The organism is Flavitalea plasmicola, from assembly GCF_030546645.1.
Lineage (GTDB): Bacteria > Bacteroidota > Bacteroidia > Chitinophagales > Chitinophagaceae > Puia.
The window spans coordinates 923,336-948,813 of sequence record NZ_JAUOTO010000003.1; the positions used below are offsets into that span (position 1 = coordinate 923,336).

17 protein-coding genes and 1 pseudogene are annotated in these 25,478 nt (G+C 46.0%); 8 read left to right on the forward strand and 10 right to left on the reverse strand.

Features of this window, described 5'->3' with window-relative positions:
* Positions 1-136: 136 nt before the first annotated feature.
* From Q4E93_RS13770 to Q4E93_RS13810, 10 genes and pseudogenes are all read right to left on the reverse strand, one after another.
* Entirely contained in the window at positions 137-931 is a 795-nt protein-coding gene (locus Q4E93_RS13770; protein WP_303586074.1) for a class I SAM-dependent methyltransferase, read from the reverse strand.
* Between the two features lie 92 nt (positions 932-1,023).
* Positions 1,024-2,004, reverse strand: coding sequence for a helix-turn-helix domain-containing protein (locus Q4E93_RS13775; protein WP_303586077.1), 981 nt, complete (start codon positions 2,002-2,004; stop codon positions 1,024-1,026).
* Between the two features lie 224 nt (positions 2,005-2,228).
* The gene (locus Q4E93_RS13780; protein ID WP_303586079.1) at positions 2,229-3,044 is read right to left on the reverse strand and encodes a helix-turn-helix domain-containing protein; all 816 of its coding nucleotides are present in this window, start codon (positions 3,042-3,044) and stop codon (positions 2,229-2,231) included.
* Between the two features lie 143 nt (positions 3,045-3,187).
* Complete coding sequence (locus Q4E93_RS13785; protein WP_303586081.1) at positions 3,188-3,595, reverse strand: VOC family protein; 408 nt, start codon at positions 3,593-3,595, stop codon at positions 3,188-3,190.
* Positions 3,596-4,076: 481 nt separating this feature from the next.
* A pseudogene (locus Q4E93_RS34450) lies at positions 4,077-4,190 on the reverse strand (serine hydrolase); the annotation flags it as partial.
* A 97-nt stretch (positions 4,191-4,287) separates the two neighbouring features.
* Complete coding sequence (locus Q4E93_RS13790) at positions 4,288-5,001, reverse strand: hypothetical protein (RefSeq protein WP_303586082.1); 714 nt, start codon at positions 4,999-5,001, stop codon at positions 4,288-4,290.
* Between the two features lie 14 nt (positions 5,002-5,015).
* Complete coding sequence (locus Q4E93_RS13795) at positions 5,016-5,474, reverse strand: DoxX family protein (protein WP_303586084.1); 459 nt, start codon at positions 5,472-5,474, stop codon at positions 5,016-5,018.
* 87 nt (positions 5,475-5,561) lie between these two features.
* Positions 5,562-6,146, reverse strand: coding sequence for a Crp/Fnr family transcriptional regulator (locus Q4E93_RS13800; protein ID WP_303586086.1), 585 nt, complete (start codon positions 6,144-6,146; stop codon positions 5,562-5,564).
* 139 nt (positions 6,147-6,285) lie between these two features.
* Positions 6,286-7,812 (reverse strand): alpha-L-arabinofuranosidase C-terminal domain-containing protein, encoded by a 1,527-nt coding sequence (locus Q4E93_RS13805; RefSeq protein WP_303586087.1) that lies wholly within the window; start codon positions 7,810-7,812, stop codon positions 6,286-6,288.
* 51 nt (positions 7,813-7,863) lie between these two features.
* A complete protein-coding gene (locus Q4E93_RS13810; protein WP_303586088.1) occupies positions 7,864-8,913 on the reverse strand; it encodes an SMP-30/gluconolactonase/LRE family protein in 1,050 nt (349 codons plus the stop codon).
* 1,083 nt (positions 8,914-9,996) lie between these two features.
* Here Q4E93_RS13810 and Q4E93_RS13815 point away from each other — a divergent pair.
* The 8 genes from Q4E93_RS13815 to Q4E93_RS13850 all read left to right on the forward strand — a co-directional run bounded on the left by Q4E93_RS13815 (position 9,997) and on the right by Q4E93_RS13850 (position 25,477).
* A complete protein-coding gene (locus Q4E93_RS13815) occupies positions 9,997-13,161 on the forward strand; it encodes a SusC/RagA family TonB-linked outer membrane protein (protein ID WP_303586089.1) in 3,165 nt (1,054 codons plus the stop codon).
* Positions 13,162-13,172: 11 nt separating this feature from the next.
* Positions 13,173-14,732 carry a SusD/RagB family nutrient-binding outer membrane lipoprotein gene (locus Q4E93_RS13820; protein WP_303586090.1) on the forward strand — a complete coding sequence of 520 codons (1,560 nt, stop codon included), beginning with the start codon at positions 13,173-13,175 and terminating at the stop codon, positions 14,730-14,732.
* A gap of 598 nt (positions 14,733-15,330) precedes the next feature.
* Positions 15,331-15,930, forward strand: a complete 600-nt coding sequence (locus Q4E93_RS13825; protein ID WP_303586091.1) for an RNA polymerase sigma factor — start codon at positions 15,331-15,333, stop codon at positions 15,928-15,930.
* 77 nt (positions 15,931-16,007) lie between these two features.
* Positions 16,008-17,168, forward strand: coding sequence for a FecR family protein (locus Q4E93_RS13830; protein ID WP_303586092.1), 1,161 nt, complete (start codon positions 16,008-16,010; stop codon positions 17,166-17,168).
* A 106-nt stretch (positions 17,169-17,274) separates the two neighbouring features.
* Positions 17,275-20,820: a SusC/RagA family TonB-linked outer membrane protein gene (locus Q4E93_RS13835; protein ID WP_303586093.1), complete on the forward strand. Its 3,546-nt coding sequence runs from the start codon at positions 17,275-17,277 to the stop codon at positions 20,818-20,820.
* Positions 20,821-20,839: 19 nt separating this feature from the next.
* On the forward strand, positions 20,840-22,216 hold the full coding sequence (locus tag Q4E93_RS13840; protein WP_303586094.1) for a RagB/SusD family nutrient uptake outer membrane protein: 1,377 nt from the start codon (positions 20,840-20,842) through the stop codon (positions 22,214-22,216).
* A 14-nt stretch (positions 22,217-22,230) separates the two neighbouring features.
* Positions 22,231-23,163 (forward strand): ABC transporter ATP-binding protein, encoded by a 933-nt coding sequence (locus tag Q4E93_RS13845; protein WP_303586095.1) that lies wholly within the window; start codon positions 22,231-22,233, stop codon positions 23,161-23,163.
* A gap of 13 nt (positions 23,164-23,176) precedes the next feature.
* Positions 23,177-25,477, forward strand: a complete 2,301-nt coding sequence (locus Q4E93_RS13850; RefSeq protein ID WP_303586097.1) for a Gldg family protein — start codon at positions 23,177-23,179, stop codon at positions 25,475-25,477.
* The last annotated feature ends 1 nt before the right edge of the window (position 25,478 follow it).

Here is a 25,478-nt window from a genome sequence, read left to right on the forward strand (position 1 = left end):
AACATTCATTTCCGTGCCTTTTATTTGTTTTCAAAAATCCCATTGGTAATGATCACATGTTGGGCTGTTGGTCAAAAGCCTGCCCGGTATATAACCTGTTATTTTTATTTGCGCGAATGACATAGGTAAAAATGGCTCACGCTTCTTTCTCAGCCACCAAAAACAATTGCATACCGCCCAAACGGTATTCCGTTTTACCTGTTGAACCATATAAGTCAATTGTTTTAAGGCCAAATCTTTGCAATAAACGGATGATCTCTGCAACGGTATGTATATAGTGTTTAAAACGTTTTGTTTCCTTTCGGTTGTTTTTTGTATAAGTAAGTGTAGTGAGTAAACAACTGCTCCACTCATCATAGTCATTTTGAATGTCCATGGTTAAATCACCGAGCACATAGGTTTTTTCATCGACGAATTTTGTAAGAAAGGTTTCTGCGGCAAGGCCGGTGTTGATAACCCATTTTGCACCGGGTTTTAAAACGCCGGATATTTTCCTGACAAACAATTCCATCTGTTCATAAGGGAAATAACCAAAACTGTTACCCAGGCAAAATGCACCATCAAAAGAGCCGGTGAGCGAATGGGTCAATATGTTTCCATGTATTACCCTGATAGACAGTTTCTGGTCTTCCAGTTTTTGTTGAAGTGAGCGGATGAATGTTTCAGAGATATCAAATGCCGTCATTTGAAAGCCCTGTTTAGCCAATTCTACAGAATGCCTCCCGTTACCACACGGAAGATCTAAGAGGTGACCGACTGCAGGCAGGCCAAAAATCTCCAGCAGGAAATTGACCTCTGGTAAAGTCATGTCTATCGTCGCGGCTTTTTCCCACATTTCACAATTAATTCCTTCAAAAAAGTTTTCGTACCAATTGTCAGCAATGTTATCTTTAGCAGAAATAGTTTGCTTCAAATCAGTTACTTCGTGCATAAGTAATCTTTTTATGCGTTGAAATTAACCAGTATGCTGGGGCTGGAATAGTATAAACCAGACAATTTAAAAGAAACATTTAACAGCGTAATTTAGAAATCAGTACGCCGCACAATTACAAATTCTTCATTTACAGAGTCAGTGCTTATTTCATTAAAAGTTGCACCACTGCTGCCATTAACAGCTGAAGATGAATGGGTTAATTCTTCAGCGCTGGCAAAAAGTTTTTTTGGGTTTAGACCTGCAAACTGTTTAAAATCCCGGATCATGTGCATTTGATCGTAGTAACCACACTCATGTGCTATGGAAGTCCAACTACTGGTAGGTTTTTTTATTTTTGTATTCACCGCATTGTTAAAGCGTAGCAACCGGCAATAAAATTTGGGGGATATACCCACCTGCTCTATAAACCTTCTTCCAAAATTACGGACACTCATATTAGCTTTACATGCATAGACTTCAACACTGTACAAGGTGGAACTGGTAAATAATTCGTTCGCAACAAAAGTAATCCCGTCATGCAGTTGTGCTGTTTTTTTTTGCCCGGTCAAAAAATGTAAAAGAAAGTGATCTGCAAATTGGGCCATAAGCAGCACTTCTTCTGCATGCCGCAATTTTTCATTCAATTCTTTGGCGCCACTTCCAAAAACTTCATCCATGTAGTAGAGCTTATTTACAAATTCGCTGGCCGGCAGGCTGAACAACTTGTTGAAACCATTTGCTTTGAACTGGATAATGAAAGTATGGTACACACCGTTGAAATTAACAGTGCCATTGCAACCGGTTTGCAACCCTACAATACAACCCCGGTCGTACCGGAGTGGCGATGGTGTTTTTATGTTTACATAGTGAAAGGGTTGATCGGCCATATAAAATACAAGACTGGTTTCATTGCTTGCAGGCCAGGTGCTGTTGAGTACAATCCTTTCACCATGAGAGGTACTCAATACATAATTATCAACAAAGGGTTGCAGTATCAGGTGAGGCGGTATAATATAATTGGTGATCACTCGTTGATCAAATTTAAGGATAACCTGGATCATTGTGCTCGCAGCTCCGACTATATTTGGCATTTTTGTGCTATTTGCTTAAACCTTCTGTTCTCTTTCCCCAACGATTTACTGTATATCAATCCTCGAAATCGGCATTGAACACGCATACTTCGTCAATGGTTTACGCCTCACCTATTAGGATCACCGAGGACTGCGTCCAGCCGCCCGGAGGTAATCCAGTCTTCCCAGCCAAAAGGATAACATCTGTAAACGAAGGCATCAAAATTGTTTTGTCTTGGAACTGTTTATTTATTGGGGGATGCCAGAAGGGCTGAAGTATTATCTATATTAAAAACTGATGGCGGATTGCCGGTAAATGATTTGAAATCTCTGATGAAGTGTGACTGATCAGCATAACCACAATCATAGGCAATAGACGTAAGAGATGATCCTCCTTTTCCTATTAATAAAAGACTGTTTTGAAAACGGTTTATTTTACTGTATAATTTAGGAGTGATACCGGTGTGCAGTAAAAAAATTTTCTGAAGATATCTGGATGTAATGCCATAACGAGAAGCTACATTACTGATATTGTCAAAAAAATCTTCTTTTTTTAGCTCACTCATTACAGCCTGAACAAGCTCCAATTTATCAAGCTTCTTTTCAAATAGAGAAAGCCTTTTTAGCAAAAAGGTCTCGACCAGGGCAATTCGTTGATGGGCAGATCCGGCATCCACTAATTTTCTATGGAGTTCTTGCACCGGCTGCCCTATAACACCCGTAAGGTCAGTAACGCTGTCATTGAACAAACTAATATCTTCATTCAGAAATGCTGAAGCTGCATGAGGATAAAAGCGTATTCCAAACATCCGGTTTTTGCCCGGTGTTCTGAAAGCTAAAGGCTTAATAATTTGCCCCCACAGCTCAACACCGGGCGTTGAGACAAACTGATTGTTTATGTTGATTTCCCATTGTACGCCTTCCAGGTTAAACATCATTTCGACGCAGCCCGTTGCAAAGGCCTTGTCTTCTATAACTATATTAGAACCAGATACATATATATAATAACATTTTATGTATTTAGATAACGCTTTGGAAGGTATGTATTCCTGGTATTGCAAAATATGAACTATAATTACTTGTAAAACAAAATTACGGCATGATAACTATATGAAATTGTATATTTCGGAACTAGGTCCGGGTTCCGCAGGAATAAAAGACGGTATTCCTTCCTGGGCTATCTTCAGCGCTGTTCCATTTTATTTTACTGTTTTGGGAATTTTGATAGATCCATATACACCACCTCCCAAAGGTTGCCATCAGGATCTTCAACGCTGCGTTGCAGCATAAAGCCATAATCCTTTGGCTCATTGGGTTCTTTACCACCTGCTGCAATTGCTTTTTCTACAAACTGGTTCACCTCCTGGTTGCTGTCAACAGACAGCGAGTTGATAACAGACGCCGTTTTTTTCGTGTCGGCAATTTCTTTTGAAGTAAACATTTTGAACTTATCATGTGTCAGGAGCATTACAAAGATCTCTTCTGTAAGTACCATGCAGGCAGCAGTATTATCTGTAAACTGCGGATTGTTGGTGAACCCGATTGCTGAATAAAAGTCCATTGACTTTTTAAGGTCTGCCACTGGCAGGTTAATGAAAATTTTCTTGCTCATATTTTATTGGTTATTTTTCGTTTGCGATACAAAGATCGCCCATAAAACCCATGTTTTAAGGATGTATATGCGACATTTAGGGGGGGGATTCTGCCAATAAAGTCAAAATTATTCGGTGCGGAGACTTTTGACGGGATTCATCAACGCCGCGCGCACCGCCTGGTAGCTGACCGTCGCCAGTGTGACGAGCAGCAAACCTACGCCGGCGACCACAAAGATCCATGCGGATAAGGAGGTATGAAGCGTATAGTTCTGCGTTGTTCAGCGACGAAGGAGGCGAGACCGAAGAGGCCGAGACAGGAAATAAGGATGGCCAGACCTGAGAACACCGTTGCGAGATTACCAATCCGCGACTCCGTATTAAACTTCTTTTGAAATTCCTCATCAGTGAAAGAATAGATAAAGGGGCTGGCCGGGTTAACTGTTTGAAGACGGGTTCCGGGAGATATTTGGCGACGGGCTCATCCAGGCCGATGATCCCTTCCTGGACCAACAACATCATAAGGTAGGCGGTGAACGTCTTTGAGATGGAGCCGATCCGGCAAACGGTGCCGACACCGGCTTCGGTCCCTTTCTCATTGTCGGTCTTCCCCAAAGCCCTGGGCCTGGCAATCTCATTTCCTATGAAAACCAGAAAGGCAATAATAACAAGCCGATAATAGCATATAAAAAGGTTGTCCTGTTCATAATTGTCACCAGATAAAAGTGCTATTGCTGGAATTTGTCCAGTTTCTTAGAACGGTTTGTACAGCTATCCTTCCGTTATGTTTTGCCGTCGCTGCCAGGGACACTAATTTTTCCTTGATGGGCTCGTGCCGATAAAAGCCCATTATCCGGATAGCCCGTTCCTGAATGTACATATTTTCATGATCGAGGAAGGGATACAACAAGCTGATATCTTGTAGTGGTGTTAATGCCATTATACTGAACGCTAGTTGAATGCTGATTTGTTCATCCTGTTCAATAGCAAATTCTTCCGCTAATTTTGCAATGATGACCTGCTCTCTTTCAGTTGAAATTAACCTTTTAGCTGAAGGATAATCGAATGCTTCATCTGGGAAATTTCTAATCTCCCAACTCCCTGTATATGAATTAATAGCTTTAACCAGACTCGTTATATTTGAAAACCGTGGTGTTAAGTCTGTTTCTTCATGATCATAATTACAAATAAACCCTTTCAGAGGACCATTCTTATATACACAGATGTAATTGGAATGGCTGTCCGTAAGAATTGGAATAATTTGCGCAAGGTCCCGGGACTGACTAAAAAGATCAATCATTTGCCTGAATTCATCCTCTGCAACCATTTCAAATCCATCTCTGGGGCGAAGACTGGCAAGATAATTTAGGTCCTCCAGATCAAAGTGTAATTCAGACAAGTAAGTGGTTAAAAATGAAAAGGCCATCAATATAAAATCTTTTAATTGTGACTAATAGCAGGCAATTGCCATATCCTTGCATCCACAGAATACCTGCCTGCTCCTGACAAGGACAGGGATAGGGACATTCCGATCGCCAATAAAAAGTATTCGGCGCCTTCCGTCTTTTGCACCCCAAACCAGTTCATAAAAAAATATTGAGTGAATGTTGTTAAGATGATCCCGGTCATTACAATGCAGATGGCGATGCTCCAGAGCCTGGTGGCATATCCCAGCAGAAGGGCGATAGGACCAAGAAATTCGATCACAATAACGAGGAACCCCAAAATCCAGGGAATGCCGGTGGTGTTCTTGAAATAGTCCATGGTCCCCGCAAATCCATATCCCCCGAACCATCCGAAAAGTTTCTGCGCTCCATGGGGGAAAAGGACGATGGCCAAAAAGATTCTGAGGAACAGCGGCGCAATACTGTCATTCGTTTTGAAGATTAGCTGTTTCATTGAAATTATCATTTGACTGCAAATGTCCGGCGTCCGGCAGGTATTGTCCAATCACATGGGGTACATTATTTCGTTACCATATGGTAATTAGCTAGCCAACTGCCTACGGATCCGGCTGAGGCTTTGGGGTGTAATACCCAGGAAGGAGGCTATCAGATGATTAGGAACCCTGGCCTCGATATGCGGATATTTTTCCCGGAAATCCCGGTACCGCTCCGTAGCAGGCTTACTGAGGCCCGAACTGGTTCTTTGTGCAAAGGAGATATAGGCGTTCTGGAAAAGAATACGGAAATACTGGTTCATTTTTGGGACCCGCGTATAAAGGAGATCCAGATCAGGCTTTGATATTTGTAAGACTTCCGTTTCTTCCAGGCAATCCACATTGTACTGCGAAGGTACGTCGCATAAAAAGCTGTACAAATCCCCTACCCACCAGTTTTCAGGGCCGAAGAACAAGACGTGTTCCCGCCCTTTTTCGTCTACTTCGTAGGTTCTGGTGAGGCCACTACAAATAAAAGTTTCATGCCTGGCTATGTCGCCCTGCTGCAAAATGTATTGATTCCTGCGAAATTTTTTATGAGTAAACAAGGATTGAACTACCGTTGTTTCTTCTCGGGAAAAAGAAATACCATAACCGGCAAAATTCCGGAATAGCTGGTCATATGAATTCATAAGCTTACAAATTCTATCAAGATGGAGGATGCTCAATATTAGTTCGCATAAGAACAAATTCGTGTGTAAAAATATTGGAAAATATACACATTCTCACACACTTTTTAACCCCATCTTGCATTTGCTGTCCCTGCAGCGGTTATTTTTGTTTCAACGTTACCTTTATTTGCGTAAACGAATGCGGAAGGAAAGTATACTCAAGTTCATTGTTTTTGATTTCAACATATTTCTTTTCAGGTGCATATTCCTTCTGTTTATCAAATGAGAACGCTTCCTGCAGTTCTTTGGTGGTAATGACGCTGATCTCGCCTTTTCCCGTAAACATTCCCGAAGTATTTGTAACATCGGTTGTAATGGCTTTATCCTTATGCCTGTTCACAACATTGATAAATACTGTATTGGTTTGCCTGGAATAGGTAGCGCTTACGTCCAGGTAAGGGATTCCTTTGTATTTTTCTGTACTAAAAGTGTCGCAGGACACATAAGTGTCTATTGCAGTTCCAAGGCAATTATTGGAGTATGCTTTAAAAATATAGAACAGCGGTGATTTATATGTTCCCTTTTGGGGGTCGCTGGACAACAACGATGTAAGCAAGGTGAAATTGGACATTTTTACAACATCGGCATGCCTTATAAAGGAATTGAAGGATTGCGCCACTGGCAAAACGCTCATAAAATTCCGCCCAAATGCGCCCCACTCGTCTACTGAAAGATAAATAGGATTTTTATATCCCTGCGTTTTGGATACTGCTTCAATTTCTCCGGCGGTAATTTTAATTCTGTCATCAAATATTTTCGCTCCCCCTCCCATATGTGTGTAATAATCCGGAGAACTTTCCCAGTAGCTGTGTATGGATAAATATTTTATTTTATCTCCTATCCCGGTCAATATTTTGCGATTCCAATTGTCCCAGTCATTCTGGCTGTACCATGAAGAACCACAACCTACCAGCTCGATACTATTATCAACTGCTTGCATTGCTTTGGCCGCCTCCCTCGCTACTTCCACGTAATCGTCTGCATTTTTATGACCCAATTCCCAGGGCTTTCCGTCTACTTCATTTCCAAGATCCCAGATTTTAACCTTGTATGGTGCCGGATGACCATTTTTTGAACGCAGGTCTGAATAGTATGTTCCCTTGGGATAATTGCAATATTCCAGCCAATATACGGCATCCTGTATGTTCCCCAATCCAAGATTCACTGCCACCACATTCTCCGTATTCATAGATTTGTTTAACGCAAACCATTCATCTGTTCCCACCTGGTTGCTGTCAATACCACCCCAGGCCATGTTGATACGTGCCGGACGTTTTTCTTTCGGTCCAATACCATCCTGCCAGTTATAGCCCATTAAAAAATTTCCACCTGGCCATCTGATATTGGTAACTTTTAATTCTTTCATTGCATCAATATAATCTTTCCTGAAACCATTTTCGTCGGCCAGCGGGGAAGCCGGATCATACAGCGTTCCATAGAGTGTATTTAGCCTGGGCGAGTCGGGTAATCCCCTTCTTCCGCTAATCTGAATGGGCTCCATAAACACCCCATAAATTTTAGGATCAATTTCACCAATGCTCCTCTCGGCATCGATTTTTATTTTTGCATTTTGTGCGTTAACAAACCATGGGAAAACCATAAATAAGGCAAGCGATATTTTTTTCATACGAAAGAATGATTTTTTTCAACGGTTGGTTTAATAGTACAGGCAAGGATCCTAAAATTTTTCAACACCTTTTACATTCATCTTTATCGAAGTTATCCTGTCTGTTGGCCCTGTCATGAAGAGCAATTTGTTATTTTCCCCTGCAAAAACGTTATTGCTGCCACCACCGGTATTAATGGTAAGGATATTATTGCCTTTGGGATCAAAGACATTCACTCCTACCCCGCCACTGACGTAAATATTTCCCAGTTCATCCATCGACATACCATCGCAGAAGTTTACATTATTAACAAACGGCTTTATATTGGAGAGTGTCCCGTCGGCTTTAATATCAAAAACCTGAATTTTTCCTGTGCCATCATAAGTCCAATTGTTCACATACAACTTCTTACCATCAGGCGTTCCAACAATGCCGTTTGGCCAGGTATCGGCATTCCATCCCGGCATGGTAGTTACCCTAACCAAATGGTGACTGCCTGGAGCCAGGTAATACACATGGCCGCCTTTGCCGGTTGCAGCCTGTTCTGAGTGCGTTGGTTCCCAATTTTGTTTGCGTGGATCAGATGCGTCCCAATAATCTCTTGGAAATATGGGGTCGGTAATATAGATGCCACCGGTACAAGGGTTTATCCATACATCATTCGGCCCATTCAATAGCTTGCCATTGTAATTGTTCACCAGTACGGTATGGCTGCCATCAGGGCGTATTTTCCATAGTTCCCCGTGCATATCGGCACAAGCAATGAGATTGCCCTCTCTGTCAAATTCCATTCCATTGGAGCGACCGGTACCCTGTAAAAATAAAGTTACTTTACCGGATTCCGCGTGCCATTTGTAAATTCTATCATTTGGCTGATCGGTAAAAAATACATTCCCGTGCTTATCGACTGCAGGACCCTCTGTGAAGCCAAAGCCCTTTTGAATGGTGTCTACCGTTCCATTTGTAAGACTTTTACACTTTCTATTGTCCAATCCATCCCCCCCATGGCGTGCAAGAAATTCAGCAGATGTTTCCTGGTCAAAATTCCTCAAATTTTTTTGACAGGAATAATATCCAAAGGAGCAAATTACTCCTAAGAGAAGGTAAAATTTTGTTCTCATGACAAGCAATTTTAGGTTAAATATGGCGGTTCCGTAAGGGCAAATGCCTTTTCGGCCCTATACAAAGTAAAATGGATCCTGACAAAAAAACTTCCAATATTCCCCAAAGATGGATATTGAACAAATTTGTATGGAATGAAAATGCTCTCTGAACCCCAAAATAGGCTCAATAAAAATGTGAACCCAGGTTGCCGTTAATCTCATCGATATATTCCAATGCTTGTTTGCTCAGCATGTCATGCCCGCCTTCAAAAATGATAAGCATGATATTTTTAGATTGCCTTCTATAACGATCAATCTTATCTCCTATTGGCGCTAACGTTGCATACCCACTCAATTGTTTTCAAAGAATCGGCAGGAAAACTCCAGTAGTGTAGTTGAATAATTAATGGTTTACTATACAGCTAAGCAGTTTGTACAATGGAGACCGTCAACGTTATTCATAAGCATTTTGTAATTGAATGGTCCGAAGGAAGATATCCTTTGCATGTTGTCGCCGGTGTTTGCAATGGGTTGTAGTTTGTTGCAGTTGTTTTAATTATACATGCTTAATTTTTATTCTTTCTTCCGGGAAAATTTTTGAAGCCGGCTCCTATGCCGGGCCGGACAAGCTTCTAATGCCACTCCCCTCCCCGACTCCAAAAACTATATAGCAGCGTGTTCAATAATTAACTTTGTTGCATTTTGGTAGTTTAATACGGTTCGCCAGCTTACTTTCAGTAATCAAAAAATATACTCAGACACTTTTGGATGGTTTAAGATCACAGGAAAGTTGAATGGTATCTATCACAGAAGGATCTTTTTTCACGCTGCTATTGTACGCTCACACTGCCGGATTTAGAAAAACATTGTACGACTTTGAATAGAGTAGCTTGTACCCAGACGGTTTAAAACGTAAGTGGGCTATCGATATATAGTTTTGACTAAAACGCGCCATATCTCTTCAACATAAAAACGATTGCGTATGTGACCTTTTTCAAAAACACCACAACAATAACATTGCTGGTTTTTAAACCAATTTTATCGATTGGACCTGGCTGCTTGCTTCAGGCCAGGTAATCATTGCCAAAATGAAAAATGCTTATGAGACAAAAAAAATTAAAATTTGACCTGAAAGCAGTGGTTGCAATAACGATTGTAATGCAACTGTGTTTAACTACTGCTTTTGCACAAACTACTATTAAGGGAACCGTTATTGATGCCGCTGGAAGACCATTGCCAGGTGTGAGTGTCACTCAACAGGGAAATAAAAGAGGTGCAGTCACCGATCTATCCGGAAACTATTCCCTGGTGCTAACTAATAATAGTTCGTTTATTATTTTTAGTAGTATAGGTTTTGAGACCAAATCAGAAGCTGTGAAAGGGCGTAATACGATTAGTATTACTTTAAATGCACAGAATAAAGAAATGGATCAGGTGGTCGTAACCGCTTTGGGTATAAAAAAGGAATCAAGAAAACTGGGTTACGCGGCCTCTGCTGTAAAAGTCGATGAGATCACCCGGAATCGCACTACCAACGTGATGACCTCGTTGGAGGGTAAAATTGCCGGTTTGGAAATTGCTCCGCCAACTGCGGGGGCAGGCGCAAGCAACCGGATTCGTTTGCGGGGACAATCTGGATTTGCTGGCCAAACCAACTCGCCATTGATTGTAATTAACGGCTTGCCAATGGACCAGGGGGCACGCAGTGCCGAGGGTGGGTCTCCTGCCATAGACCAGGGCGACGACCTGCAACAGATCAACCAGGATGATATCGAGTCGATGACCGTGCTGAAAGGCGCGACAGCCGCGGCGCTCTACGGTTCAAGAGCTTCAAATGGTGCAATTATTATTACCACCAAAAGCGGCGCTAAAAATTCCAGGTTCGGTGTGGAGTTTACCTCCAGCTTTGCCGCTGACGAAATAATGGATTTTACCCATTACCAAACCCAATACGGCACCGGCTCTAATGGTGTCCGCCCTGCCACACAGGCTAAGGCGCAATCAACCGGTAATCTGTCATGGGGCGAAAAATATGACGGCGTTCCTACTGTACAGTATGATGGTATTTTACGGCCTTATTCTCCTGATAAAAACCGCTTCAAGGAATTTTACAGGACAGGAACGACGCTGGTGAATACGATAGCACTTTCCGGCGGTAACGCCTTAACTAGCTATCGTGTTTCTTTTTCAAACCAGGATGCTACTGGTATTTCCCCTGGTAATAGTTATCATAAAAAGATCTTTAACTTAGGACTCAACAGCAAAGTCACTGAAAAGCTGACGCTTCAGGCGAATATCAACTATACGCACGAGGAAAATAACAATCCCCCGCTGGTTGGCGCTCAAGGTATAGGGTTTTCCAGCTTCCTTCACCGTATTCCATTGACTATTTCGATTGCGACGTTGAAGACCAGTGTTGTAGGCCCTGATGGCAGTTTGTATCCAACCAACCCCTTTAATGCCCTTTTGACTAACCCGTATTACCTCATTGGACGAATGTTCAATTACACCAAAAGAGATCGTTTGTTAGGTACAGTTTCCCTTAGATATGATTTCTTTAAGTGGTTGTACTTCCAGGGACGTGTAAATGCAGATTTCGGGTACAGTGCCAACGAATTTAATTTGCCCCATGGCGTAGGGGTTCCGCTACGTAATAGTAGCAACACTGGCTGGGTGGGGAATTACAGCGCTAACACGAATTACAACAAACAAATGAATATGGATTTTCTGTTAGGGACTACCCATAAAGTTGGCGATTTTACTATCGACGTAAGCTTTGGCGGTAATATGTATACAGTAAAAAATAACATTACTACCCAAAGTGTGACAGACTTTGTAGCGAAAGACATTTATAGCATTGGAAATGGTATCACCAAAAGCCAGGATTTCCGCATAAACAGATTTCAGGTAAACTCTTTATATGCTTTTGCGGATTTTGGTTACAGAAATTTCCTTTACCTGAATGTTACCGATCGTACTGACTTCTTTTCGGTGCTTACGCCGCCACGTTCGCTATTGGCTAATCCGAAAAACTCATTCAACTATCCATCTGTGAGCGCCAGCTTCATTTTCTCTGAATTGCTGCCCAAGATCAAATGGTTGAATTATGGTAAATTAAGAATGAGTTATGCAGATGTGGGTAATGTAAACGGTGTAAGCCCCTTTAGCAGCCAGCTGACGTACACCATCGATCAACAAATGTTCGGGACTTATCCCATCGCAACTATTGCTAACACAAGTAATCCAAACCCGCATATAAAGCCCTACAGCGTTAGTGAAAAGGAAATTGGCCTGGAGTTAAGGACCTTAAGTAACCGCTTAAATTTTGATGTCGCCATTTACGACAAAAGGACCAATGATCAGATATTGCCGGTTGATTTATCACCTGCTTCCGGCTATAATAGCACAACGGTAAACATCGGAAAGCTGAAAAACACGGGCTTAGAGGTTGCGGTTGATGGAACACCTGTTAAGACGTCAAACTTTATCTGGAATATATCGGTAAACTCGGCCTACAATACATCAAAAGTGTTAGCATTAAATCCGGGGCAAACCCGTCAGGTGGTAGTTTTTTTTAATGGAACAGGAAACGAGTTTCTGGGCTCTTTAGTGTACGATGTTGGCAAAGAGATGAACCAATTGATAGCAAATACGTATCTCCGCAATAACAAGGGTCAGATAATGTTAAATAGCGCGGGAAGGCTTTTGCCTTCAGCCTCTCCGGTGAATTATGGTAGTGCAAACGCAAAAGTAATCGGTGGTATTGCAAACATTTTTCAATACAAGAACCTGAGCTTGTTAGTCAGTATTGATGGGAAATTTGGCGGAAAAGTGTTGTCGTCAACAGCACTAAACGGTTTAAGGTCAGGTATGAGTCAGAAATCTTTAGTAGGTCGTAATGGCGTTGTTTTTGATGGTGTGCTGCCTAATGGAAATCAGAATACAATATCAGTTAGTCCGCAGATTTTTTACGCTGATTATCGCACACAGCAAATAGGAGATCCATTTGTTTTCAGCAGCGATTTTGTCAAGTTAAGAAATATTACACTTACCTATGACTTGACCGGTTTTATGATTAAAAACGTAAAGTTTATTAAAGGGCTAACGCTTTCAGCTTTTTGCCGGAATGCGGCAGTACTTATGAAACATATACCTGATGTTGATCCGGAAGCGTTCGCGTCATCAGCTGACAGTCGCTTAGGATATGAGCAGCATACGGAGCCAACTACCCGGACCTTTGGGCTTAACCTAAATGTAAAATTCTGAAATTATATATTATGACAAAAATTAATTGTCTTATAATCCCGCTCACAGTGGTGGTTTGCTTCATGAGCTGCACAAAGGGGTTTGAAGAAAAAAACCAGGACCCTTATGCTATTACAAAAATTGATCTGGGGTTGCTATTTTCCGGAGCAGAGCGCGGAATGAATGTTGGCGGCTGGGATGGAGAACAAACCATCGTGCAACAATATTTGAATGCTTATAACGCCGGCGCTACGGCAGGGTTTAATTTTAACGAGGACGTGGATGGATACAACACACCGCGTTGGGGGGTGTATGCAGGTGTAGTCAAACCCCTGGTACAGATCGTCAGTCTTACTAAAGATGACTCAGCTGCCAAAAACCTGTACAACATGGCCCGGATATGGAAAGCGTATGCGTTTATGACCCTTGTTGACACATATGGTGATGTACCATACAGCGATGCAGGAAAAGGATATCTTGAGGGTATAAACTATCCAAAGTATGATAAAATGGCCGATATTTACGCGGATCTTTACAAGGAGCTTAAGACGGCTACGGCAGCTTTGTCCGCTTCAAATGATTATGTAAAAGGCGACTTGTTTTTTGGTGGTTTAAACACCGTTACCCCTGCGGCAATAGCTGCACAGATAACCCAATGGAAGAAGATCGGGTACTCTTTAATGCTGCGTTTAGGCATGCGTTACTCGAAAATTGACGCCGCCAAAGCAGCAAGTATTGCACAAGAAGCATTTACAGGAGGTGTACTTCAATCAAATAGCGATAACGTCGTTGTTAATTTGTATAGTAGTGCAGTTCCTAACGGTTTTTCTAACCTGCAGCGGAACGTCAGTCCCTATTTTTATTATTTAGCCGAGCCTTTCGTTAACCAGTTAAAAAACACGGGTGATCCCAGGTTGAAGTATATCGGAGCCAGCTATGCCAAACCCGAACAAATCACCTCCACACGTGATACCATAACTGCTGACCAATATGGATTCCCGGTGGGATATGACCAGATAAGCGTTTTAACCTTTCCGGGATACAGAGGCACCAAAGGCGGAGGACAAAACTACACACAGCTTAATTACGACGTAATGGTCAATATTGTTGCCCCGGCTTTTTTTATTACAAATTCTCAAACCCAACTATTGTTGGCAGAGGCTACATTCAGAGGGTGGATTACAGGTGGCTTAACCACTCAACAATACTATGAAGCCGGCGTCAGAGCTGCTATGGATGAATGGGCGTTGTTTCCCGGCGTATTTAGCCCCGCCGTTTCAGATGAGGATAAGAGCAGTTACCTGCTTCAGCCTGCGATCGCTTATAATGATCCGGACGCGCTTAAGCTTATCAATACGCAATACTGGATATGCTCTGTAACCAACGGCGCCGAAGGTTTTGCTAACTGGAGAAGAAGCGGATTTCCTATATTGCAGCCTAATATGTACAATAATAACTTAAACGGCGGCTTTGCAAGACGTATGGCTTATCCTAATGCTGAGGAAGCCCAAAATCGTGACAACTATAAGGCAGCTGTTGCGAGCATGGGCGGCGACGGATTAACGCAACGCGTGTTCTGGGATAAACCGTGATAAAATAATAAGGGGCAGGAAAGGAACAAGCGCCTTTTCTGAAAAAAGACTCTAAAAGCTAAAAAATGAAATTCAAATTTGTACTACTATTTGTATTCACCAGTTGGCTGACAACTAATTCACTTACTGTACCTCTTCCAGCCCGGCTGGCCCCTGGAATTATAAAGGTATCATCCAGGAAAACGTGTCGAATAGCTTTACAACCCATCCAGGAATAATTGATTATAAAGGGAAATCCTATTTTTTTTACCACAATGGCTCGTTGCCTACCGGAGGCAGTTACAGGCGATCTATCTGCGTAGACAATATGTACTATAACTCTGATGGCACTATTCAAAAAATAATTCAAACCTCGGCAGGCGTTGACCCGATTCAAACGGGCAAATAAATGGCCGGGAATCGGCATCCGAAGCCAATCATCACCCGGTATCCTCCACATGACCGGGTTGATGAAATCACCGGCACTTGTATCGATTTGATAAAAATTGTAATTTAACGGCCCACCATTGGCCTTCCCTATTCTATCTTTTAAATAATCGGTAAATCATAGTGCTTTCACCAGCCGGCGGAAGGCGGGGGCTGTTAATTTATAGTATAAGTGCATACGAATTTGAAATACAATGAAAAAGAGCTGCTTATGCGCATGGCAAAAGGGGATGAACGGGCATATAAGCAGGTTTTCGACAGGTATTGGAACAAGATATACCAGGTGGCGTTGGGCTTTTTAAAAGGCCCGGAGCAAGCACGTGAGGTCGTTCATCTTGTATTTATCAGGCTTTGGGAAAAACGGGCAAACGTTGCGGCAGTAGACGACTTCGACGCCTGGCTTTTCATCATGGCGCGGAACACCATTCTCAATTTCCTTCAACAAAAAGCAAGATCGCCGGACAATACCGCCATCAGCCAGGACGTCGTCCCCGATGATCTGCTCACGCCCTCCGCACTGCTGGAGTATAAGGAAACCTTATCCATCATCCAGGAGGCGATCCAGACCTTGCCTCCCCAGCAGGCGCGTATATTTCAATTGAGCCGGAACGGTGGGCTCACCTATGCCGAGATCGCTGCTGAGCTGGACATCGCTCCAGCCACTGTAAAGAGCCATATTATAAGGGCGTTGAACACCATCCGGGAGTATGTCCGCAAGCATGGGGGGCATTCAATGGCGGTGGTCTGGGTGCTGGCAGAAATTATTTTATAAAATATTTTCCCGCCGACTGCACCTGTTCCTTTTTGCTACTGTCTTTATTATACAAGCCAAAATAAACGATCGATCCCATGACCGAGTTCCGGCAGTTGATGGATAAATATCTGACCAACGCAATTACAGCGGAGGAAAAGCAGCGATTGTTCAGCCTGATCGCCGGTCGACAGTATGACAGCGAGCTTGAAGCGATGGTAGACGACGCATTTGTCAATGCAGTAGAGACAGAAGAGGAGGACACAGCGTTGCGTGAAATGATCTTCCAGGCCATCAGGCCAGCGCGATCAACCCCTCTGGTCAAAATGCCCTATCGCCGGATCGCGGCAGCATGTGCCATATTAGCGCTTTGTATTGGCGCTTACCTGTGGATAGGCCGTAGGGCTTCATCGCCGGCGCCGGCGATGGCTGTGCAAACTCCTGATCTGGTGCCGGGGAAACAGGGCGCCATTCTTACCCTTGCCAATGGCTCGAAGATCGTTTTGGATAGTTTGAAAAATGGACGTGTAACCACGCAGGGAAACGTGTTGGTAAGCCTGGACAACGGCGCGTTGGTGTATGCCGGCAGCGAAGGGAAAATACTATACAATACGATGTCTACGCCCAATGGACGTCAATTCCAGCTCAGGTTGTCCGATGGGACGCAGGTATGGCTGAACGCGGCCAGTTCCATCAGCTACCCTACGGTGTTCGAAGGGCAGGTGCGCCAGGTGGAGGTGAAGGGGGAAGCTTATTTTGAAGTGGCAAAGAATACGAACATGCCCTTCCGGGTAAATGTGAACAACAAGGAAGTGGTAGAGGTGCTGGGCACGCATTTCAATGTAAATGCTTATGACAATGAAAATAGTATCAATACCACCTTGCTGGAAGGGGCGGTCCGGGTTGTCAGGAGCGGGATGAATGACAATGTTGTTCTCAAGCCAGCTCAGCAGGCCCAGGTGCCGGCCGGCCTGATGAACGGGACAGGAATAAAAGTCGTCAGCGACCCCGATATCGATAAGGTCATGGCCTGGAAGAACGGCATGTTCAGCTTTGAAGACGCCAGGCTGGACGAGGTGATGCGGCAACTGGAGCGATGGTACGACATCGAGGTGGTTTATGAGAAAGGCGTCCCTGACGTCGAACTTATGGGAAAGATGACCAGAGATGTTTCGCTCAAAGGATTGATGCTGTTCCTGGAAAGATTGGGCGTGCACTGCAGGTTGGAAGGAAGAAAGCTATTCGTTATATCGGGATAAATTTTTTCGTTTAATATTTCACTGTCTCGCGCGCTGACACAGAAAACAGGGATCGTTTTGCCTGCCATAGACCATTTTTAATAACAACCAAACTATCTGCTGAAGTATGCAAAAGAATTGCTATTGGCTATTCATCACCCTTTTATTCACTATCCTGCTGAATGTTCGTGCTGCCGGTCAGTCCCAGAACATCACGCTTTCGGGAAAAGACCTCACCTTGAAGCAGGTCTTCACGGCAATAGAAAAACGGACAGGGTATGTGCTTCTTAGTAAGAAAAATATTTTCGACCAGGCAAAAAGAGTTTCATTCTCCGTTTCCGATATGTCGCTGCGTGATTTTCTGAACCTGGTGCTTAAAGATCAGCCGTTCGAGTATGTCATCCAAGGAAAAACCATTCTGGTTTCCCAAAAAGAACAGTCCGGCGCTTCGCCCACGCCTGCCGAGTCTGGAGCATCACCTGTGAAGATACGGGTAGTGGATGCCGAGGGCGGACCCCTGGTAGGCGCTTCGGTCGCTATAGATGTCAGGAAAACGGGTTTTACGGATGGGGAAGGTATATTCACCGGCAATGCAGATGCAGGTGATGCGGTGACCGTTTCTTATGTGGGTTATGAAACAAAAATAATCATTCTTACTGCGTTACAAATGAGGAATGTTATTGTAACCGTCAGCCTGAAACAAGCCACCGATAACCTGAGAGATGTGAATGTCGTGGTAAATACGGGCTATCAGTCGCTTCCCAAGGAAAGAGCCACGGGATCTTTTGGGGTCGTTACGTCCAAACAGCTGGCCCAGGTGCCTGTTGTGAGCGTGCTTGAAAGGCTGCAGGGGATGGTCCCGGGTGTGGACATCTCCACGAAGACGACGGCGGGTCAGAGCCGCAACGGTACTGTCACTATACGGGGCTTTTCCACGATCAAAAGCAGCTACACAGTGGTGAGCACAGACCCGCTGCTTGTAATCGACGGATTCCCTTCCCAGATGTCCATTTCCGACGGGGCATTGGATTATCTCAACCCCGACGATATCGAGCAGATCACTTTTCTCAAAGATGCGGCCGCCGCCTCCATATGGGGTATCCAGGCAGCCAACGGCGTCATAGTTGTGACGACCAGGAAAGGCGTGCGTAACGGCAAACCCACGCTCAGCTTTACCACCACGTTGGGTACGAGCAGCAGGCCGGGAGCAAAGTACGGCACGTTGATGAACATAAAGGATTACATTGCGATGGAAAAGGAGCTGATCGACAAAGGCAGGCTCTATGATCCCACCCTCACGACGTCCGGTTTTTACCCACCCAACAACAGCCAGGCACAGGCTATCTACTGGAGCTACAAGCGGGGAGAGATCTCCCAGGGCGAGATGGATCAAAAGCTGAATGCGCTGGCTGCCGTCGACAATGGCGATGAGATCGCCAAATACATGCTGCAGTCTCCTTCGACCCAACAATACAACCTGTCCATTTCCGGGGGCGGGCCCAACAGCTCGTATTTTGTCTCCGGCTATCTTTACCAGGACAAGCGGATCTACCGCAGCAATACTAACAAGGGCTATTCCCTACATGCCGGCGGCACCTCCTCTTTTTTGGATGGCCTGATCACGGCGTCTTACGATCTCACCTTTGCCAATACCAGGGATAAGGTGAATATGGCGGCTGTAAACGCTATGAGTGTCGGTGATCGCGGCATGCGGCCGTATGACCGGCTGGTGGACGACTCGGGACATGCGGTGTACTACGATGTGCTCCTTGTTCCTTCCATTGCCCGCAACTTTGAAAGCAAGGGATACCTGCCCTTCCGGTATTCCCCCATCGACGAGCTGAATTATTCGAATACCATCCAGAACAACAATAATTTCAATTTCGATGGTTCCATCACCGGGAAAATAACGCCCTGGCTGAATGCGGTGGTAGCGGGCAACATTAGCAGGACATTCATGGATGAGGAAACCTACTGGGAACCGGATAGCTATGACGCCCGGCTACTGGTCAATACGGCCACCAGCATCAACGGCACGGGCGCCCGTATCTACGGCATTCCCCCGGGAGGAAAGGATAAGCTGGTCAATTCCCTGGGCAGGAGCTATGGGGTCCGGGGTTTACTGAACATCAATAAGAACTGGGAAAACAAGCATCAGCTGAGCATGGTCATCGGGAGCGAGATCCGGGAGAACTACACTAAATCCTCCGGCGAGACACGTTATGGATCTGATAAAACGATCAACGCCTTCGTGCCGGTGAACCCATACGTATATTATACCGATATATATGGAATTACCCAGACGATTGGGGCAACATCGTCAGCCGTCGTGGAGAAAACTATCCGGTCGATGTCTTATTATGGCAACGGCGCTTATACGTTCAATAACAAATATACCGTCTCCGGCAGCACGCGGTTCGACGACCAGAACCTGCTGGGGGTCGAGCGTCGCAAAAGAGCTATCCCCTTGTGGTCATCCGGGGTAAAGTGGAACCTCGGCAGGGAAGATTTTATGAAGCACATCGGATGGCTTGACCGTCTTGCGCTACGCTTCACCTACGGTTTCAGCGGTAATGCGCCACAAGGGTATGCGCCGGTGACCGTCGTCAGCCTGTATAGAGATTATTATACTGGTCTCCGGGTAGGCAATATTTCCACGCCTGCCATAGACAACCTGGCGTGGGAGAAAACTCGTATGGTCAATTACGGCATAGATTTCTCCTTATTCAAGAACAGGTTTTCCGGTTCCCTTGAATATTACAGGAAATATACGACGGACATCATCTGGCAGCTGCCGATCAACGGGACTTACGGATTTACCAGCCTTGCGTTCAATACTGCCAACCTGCATGGCAGCGGCATCGACATCGGTCTCAATGTCATATCGTTGGAAACAAAGGACTGGAAACTGACCCACTATCTGAATATCTCCTACAATACGAATATCATCCGGGACCTTCGTTTCAAGAAGCCTACCACTTCGTTCGGGGCTGAATACTTGTATGACGGTTACCCGACAGATTATCTCTTCTCCTATAAATGGGCCGGGCTGGACAGTACCGGTCAGTCCCTGATCGCCGACCCGAAAATAAAGGGTAAAACCTATACGGTAATGGATTATCCTTTTACCGATATCCGCGTCTATTCCGGGCGCACCACCTCTCCCTGGTTCGGCAGCTTTGGGAATAGCCTGATCTACAAGGGTCTCGAGCTGAATGTACAGTTCCTGTACGCTTTTGGGGGTATTTTCCGCAAGCCATCCATCAATGACGTCGGATTTTCGAACAATAATTATGTCGGACGGAGCGGTGATCTTGAGCAGCGGTGGAAGAAGCCCGGAGACGAAGCATTCACCAATGTCCCCGGTCTGGAATTCGGTCCTGGCACCGTCTATTACACGAGCATCTCCCGTTATTCGGAGTCCAGCTACCTTATCAGGAGCCGCAGCAATATCAAGCTGCAGCAGGTGATGCTTTCCTATCCGCTGCCCCTGCGCTGGGCGCAAAAAATGGGCGCCAGAGGAGTGTCGCTCTCGGCTGTCGCACGCAACCTGGGCATGATCTGGGCCGCCAATAAGGAGAAGATGGATCCCGACTATCTGTATACGACGGGCAACAACTACCAGATACCGCCCATCGTCTCTTATTCTTTCAGGGTTTCCATGAATTTTTAAAAAGAAAATGAACTATCATATGTATCCAAGAATACTCACGATACTATTGTTTGCGCTTTCGCTGGCCTCCTGCCGGAAATATGTAGAAGATGCTCCCGTGCAGGGACAACGGGTACTGGTATATACGGATGACTACAGGGCTCTGATGGATAACCCGGATAAACAGGAAGTAGCCCTTGGTATGGCTCCCCAGCTGAGCTGCGATGATCTTGACCTGGCAGACCCCGCCATAGCAAGCTACGTAAGTGGGAATACGATCCAACAGGCCATGTACACCTGGGCTAAGCCATTCTACCAGGTGGATCAGTCGGATTATGACTGGAATACCCTGTATAGCGCCATGTATGTCTATAATGTCGTCATCAACGGCGTGTTGGGCAGTAAGGGAGGTGATCTGACCCTAAGGAACGATCTCCTGGGTGAAGCGTTGATCCAACGGGCGTTCACCTATTTTATGCTCGTCAATACGTATGCCCGGCAATATGATGCGTCTACCGCGGCAAAAGATCCCGGAGTACCTGTGCTGCTGAAGCCGGCGTTGTTCGTGGATCTCACCAGGGCTTCGGTGCAGGCCACTTATGACCGGATACTGGCGGACATCCGCCAGGCGATACCGTTGCTGCCCGGGGTGCAGCAGATCAATTCCAGGGCTGGGAAAGCCGCGGCCTATGCACTGTTGTCGAAAGTATATCTCAACATGAGGGATTTTGCCAACGCAGCTGTCTATGCGGACAGCACGTTGGCTATTTCCGGCAACCTGTATGACTATAATACCGCCGTGGCGGCGAATCCCTATATTTTCCCCGCCCAGTTCAATGACGTACAGGTGCTCCTGCGTAAAGTGCCCCGTCAAACTTTTGGCGCCCCGCAGCTCAGCCAGTCCTTACTGAATCTATTGGGGACCAAAGACCTGCGGTATATGCTTTTTGTACGCACCGGCGACAACTTCTACCCCGCTTTCTCCGGCATGGGTTTCTGGCCAAGGAACAACTATGCCGGTTACCCCGATGCCTCGGCCGTGGGGCTGACGGTGAACGAGACCTGGCTGATCAAAGCGGAATGCCTGGCGCGCGGCGGAAAAAAAGATGAAGCTGTCGCCATGCTCAATACCTTGCGGAAATTCCGTTTCCTGCCGGCAGACTATGTCGATCTGACGGCTGCCACTGCCGACGATGCTTTACAGCTTGTAGTCGATGAGAGAAGACGGGAATTCTTTGGCACAGGTCTGCGCTGGTTTGACCAGCGACGGCTGGACAAAGACCCCCTATTCGCCAAAGCAATGGTGAGGACGTTGAATGGCACCACCTATACGCTTGCATCGGGCAGCAACAGCTTTGTTTTCCCGCTGGCACCCATGCTGATCGCGCAAAACCCGGAACTGAAGCAAAATCCATAATTATCTACTGATAAATGAGCAAAAGCATAGTAAAGATCGAGGGGCTGTCCCACAGGTACTCGGCCAATTGGGCCATCCGGGACATCCATATCGACATCGACAGGACAAGCATCGTAGGACTGCTAGGTTCCAATGGCGCCGGAAAATCCACTACCATGAATATTCTCTGCGGGGCGCTGAAACAGACGGAAGGCAATGTTTATATCAACGGGATCAGCATGCGGGAAGACCCGGCATTAGCCAAGAAAGAGATCGGTTTTCTTCCGCAAAACCCGCCGTTGTATATGGATCTTACGGTGGATGAATACCTGCGCTATTGCGCAGGCTTGCGGTTGATGCCCAGGCAGGCGATCGCACGCGCCGTTGCCGAAGTAAAGGAGCGCTGTGGTATCGCCCATTTCAGCGAACGTCTTATACGGAACCTTTCCGGGGGATATCGCCAGCGGGTGGGAATAGCCCAGGCCATCGTTCACAAACCTCATGTCGTTGTGCTGGATGAACCCACGAACGGTCTCGACCCCAACCAGGTCATCGAAGTAAGGGCGCTGATCAGGGAGATCGCCAGGGAAAGAGTGGTGATATTTTCCTCTCATATCCTCTCGGAAGTACAGCTGTTGTGTCAGGAGATCAATATGATAGAGAATGGAAGGATCGTCTTTTCCGACACGATGGAGGCCTTTTCCAACTATATCGAACCCAGCAGCATGCTTGTCCATTTTGGCAACATGCCCGCTGCACAGGATCTTGAAAAGATCCCCGGCATCGTCAAAACGCAAATGCTCACGGAGAGACTAGTGCGTGTTTTCTTCAACGGGGATCAGGAAATTACGGAAAGAGTAGTGACCGCAAGCGTGCAGCATGGCTGGCGTCTCCGGGAGATCAACCTGGAGAAGAATTCCGTGGAGGAAGTATTTAAACAATTATCCCAACATTCACGACAATCTTAATGCGTTCCGCTCAATGAAGACCATATTCCGAGTCGCAAGCACAGAATTAAAGACGTTATTCTATTCGCCTATCGCCTGGTTCCTGATCATCATTTTTTTTATACAGGCCGGCATTCCGTACTTATCCAATCTCGAGTCCCTTGCCCGTGACCAGGATTCCGGCTTGAAGCTTAACATCAGCTTCATGGAGACAATATTCTATGGCAACCGGGGTGTATTCGGGTCTGTGATGCAAAACCTGTACTTGTACCTGCCGCTACTGACCATGGGGCTGATCAGCCGGGAGACCAGCAGCGGAACCATCCGGCTGCTGTACTCTTCCCCTATTTCTGTGCGGGATATCGTGCTGGGGAAATTCCTCTCTATGATGGTCATGTGCCTGTTGTTAACGGCCGTGGTAGGTGTATTTATCGTATCCGGTTATTTTACCGTGCAATCGCCGGATATGGGCCAGCTATTGAGCGGCCTGCTGGGGCTTTATCTTTTGCTCTGCGCTTATGCGGCCATCGGGTTGTTCATGTCTTCCCTTACCAACTACCAGGTAGTGGCGGCGGTTTGCACATTCGTGATCGTGTGGGTATTGGAATATGTCGGTGGTCTTTGGCAGGGAGTCGCCTTTGTGAGGAGCCTGACCTATTTTCTCTCTATCTCCGGCCGCACCGGCAAAATGCTGGGGGGCCTCATTACCAGCAAGGACGTGATCTATTTTATCCTGATCATCTATCTTTTTCTTGCTCTTGCGGTGTACAAGCTGAGGGCGGGCATGGAGTCAACGCCTGTTGCCGTCAAGGTGGGGAGGTATGCTTTGCTGGTCTCTTTCGTGCTTATGGTCGGGTATGTCAGCTCCATCCCGCAGCTGGTGGTCTATTCCGATGTCACCCGGAATCAAAAAAATACCATCACACCTGCCGGACAGCGGATCATCGCCGAGCTGGGCGACGAACCCCTGGAGGTGACAGGGTATGCCAATATGCTGGGCCAGTACTTTGAACTGGGGAGCCCGGATGCATACAATAGCAACCTTGCCAAATGGGAACCGTATATGCGGTTCAAGCATAATATAGTCCTGAAGAATATGATGTACTATGACACCATCGGCGGGGCCAATAACATGATGAGGTGGTATCCCGGCAAAAGCCTGGAACAAGTGGCCAAACAGGTGTCCGACAGCAGGGACCTGGGATTGAGCGAACTTAAAAAGCCGGCGGAGATACGGAAGATCATCGACCTGTCGGATGAGCCAGGCTGGTATACGATGCAGCTGAAGTACAAAGGAAGGAAGACGTTTTTACGGGTGTTCCCCGACAACGAGCGATGGCCTACTGAAACAGAGGTGTCGGCCGCCTTTAAGCGGCTGTTGCAGACAAAAATGCCGAAGATCATATTCGTCACGGGACAACTGGAAAGAAGCATTGATAAAATGGGAGACCGGGAATACCGTATGGTCGCCAACCTGAAAAGTTTCCGTTATTCACTGCTGAACCAGGGTTTTGATGTAGATACAGTGTCGCTTGAAACAGGCGTCATACCTCCGGGAATTGCGGCCCTGGTGCTGGCAGACCCCAGGACTGTATTGTCGCCGGCGGCAACCGGGAAACTTCAGCAATACATCGATCAGGGGGGCAATCTGCTTATTGCGGGAGAGCCGGGGAAGCAATCTATCATCAATCCACTGATCAGGCAGTTCGGGGTGCAGCTGATGGATGGTACGATCGTCTACCGCAGCAAAGACCTTCAGCCGGAGCTCGCTATTCCCCACGCCGCGGAAGGTGCGCCGGAATTGTACCCCGGGCTGCAGCACAGCTATCATGAGGAGGCGGTGGTCTCCATGCCTACGGCTACCGCTCTGGCTTACACAGACGCCGGAAGATTTACGGTAAAGCCACTGCTGGTGACGGATTCATCCATAAGCTGGCTCAAAAAGGGGAAACTGGTAACGGACTCGGCGGCAATAGAATATATGGCCGAAGAAGGAGACGTGCGCAAAGACCTGCCTACGGCAGTGAGCCTTACCCGACAGATCAATGGCAGACAGCAGCGCATTGTCATCGCCGGCGACGCGGATTTCATGGCAAATATAGAGCAACAGCGGTTCAATATGAGGACGATCAACTTCGAATTCAACACCGGCGTGTTCAGCTGGCTCAGTTACGGAGAATTTCCTGTCTTTAGTTCAAGGCCGGCCCCCATCGACACCAGGGTCTTGGTTACCAAAGGCCAGGTGAAAGTGCACAGGATTTTCTATCTGTGGGTGTTGCCGGGTATAATGCTGGTGTTTGGGGTGATCTTATTGCTTCGCAGAAAAAGAAAATAGT

Coding starts and splice junctions, on each gene's coding strand:
- Q4E93_RS13770 (WP_303586074.1), bottom strand. CDS start 931: ATGCACGAAGTAACTGATTTGAAGCAAACTATTTCTGCTAAAGATAAC.
- Q4E93_RS13830 (WP_303586092.1), top strand. CDS start 16,008: ATGACCGAGTTCCGGCAGTTGATGGATAAATATCTGACCAACGCAATT.
- Q4E93_RS13805 (WP_303586087.1), bottom strand. CDS start 7,812: ATGAAAAAAATATCGCTTGCCTTATTTATGGTTTTCCCATGGTTTGTT.
- Q4E93_RS13835 (WP_303586093.1), top strand. CDS start 17,275: ATGCAAAAGAATTGCTATTGGCTATTCATCACCCTTTTATTCACTATC.
- Q4E93_RS13850 (WP_303586097.1), top strand. CDS start 23,177: ATGAAGACCATATTCCGAGTCGCAAGCACAGAATTAAAGACGTTATTC.
- Q4E93_RS13785 (WP_303586081.1), bottom strand. CDS start 3,595: ATGAGCAAGAAAATTTTCATTAACCTGCCAGTGGCAGACCTTAAAAAG.
- Q4E93_RS13845 (WP_303586095.1), top strand. CDS start 22,231: ATGAGCAAAAGCATAGTAAAGATCGAGGGGCTGTCCCACAGGTACTCG.
- Q4E93_RS13795 (WP_303586084.1), bottom strand. CDS start 5,474: ATGAAACAGCTAATCTTCAAAACGAATGACAGTATTGCGCCGCTGTTC.
- Q4E93_RS13775 (WP_303586077.1), bottom strand. CDS start 2,004: ATGCCAAATATAGTCGGAGCTGCGAGCACAATGATCCAGGTTATCCTT.
- Q4E93_RS13790 (WP_303586082.1), bottom strand. CDS start 5,001: ATGGCCTTTTCATTTTTAACCACTTACTTGTCTGAATTACACTTTGAT.
- Q4E93_RS13820 (WP_303586090.1), top strand. CDS start 13,173: ATGACAAAAATTAATTGTCTTATAATCCCGCTCACAGTGGTGGTTTGC.
- Q4E93_RS13800 (WP_303586086.1), bottom strand. CDS start 6,146: ATGAATTCATATGACCAGCTATTCCGGAATTTTGCCGGTTATGGTATT.
- Q4E93_RS13815 (WP_303586089.1), top strand. CDS start 9,997: ATGAGACAAAAAAAATTAAAATTTGACCTGAAAGCAGTGGTTGCAATA.
- Q4E93_RS13810 (WP_303586088.1), bottom strand. CDS start 8,913: ATGAGAACAAAATTTTACCTTCTCTTAGGAGTAATTTGCTCCTTTGGA.
- Q4E93_RS13840 (WP_303586094.1), top strand. CDS start 20,840: ATGTATCCAAGAATACTCACGATACTATTGTTTGCGCTTTCGCTGGCC.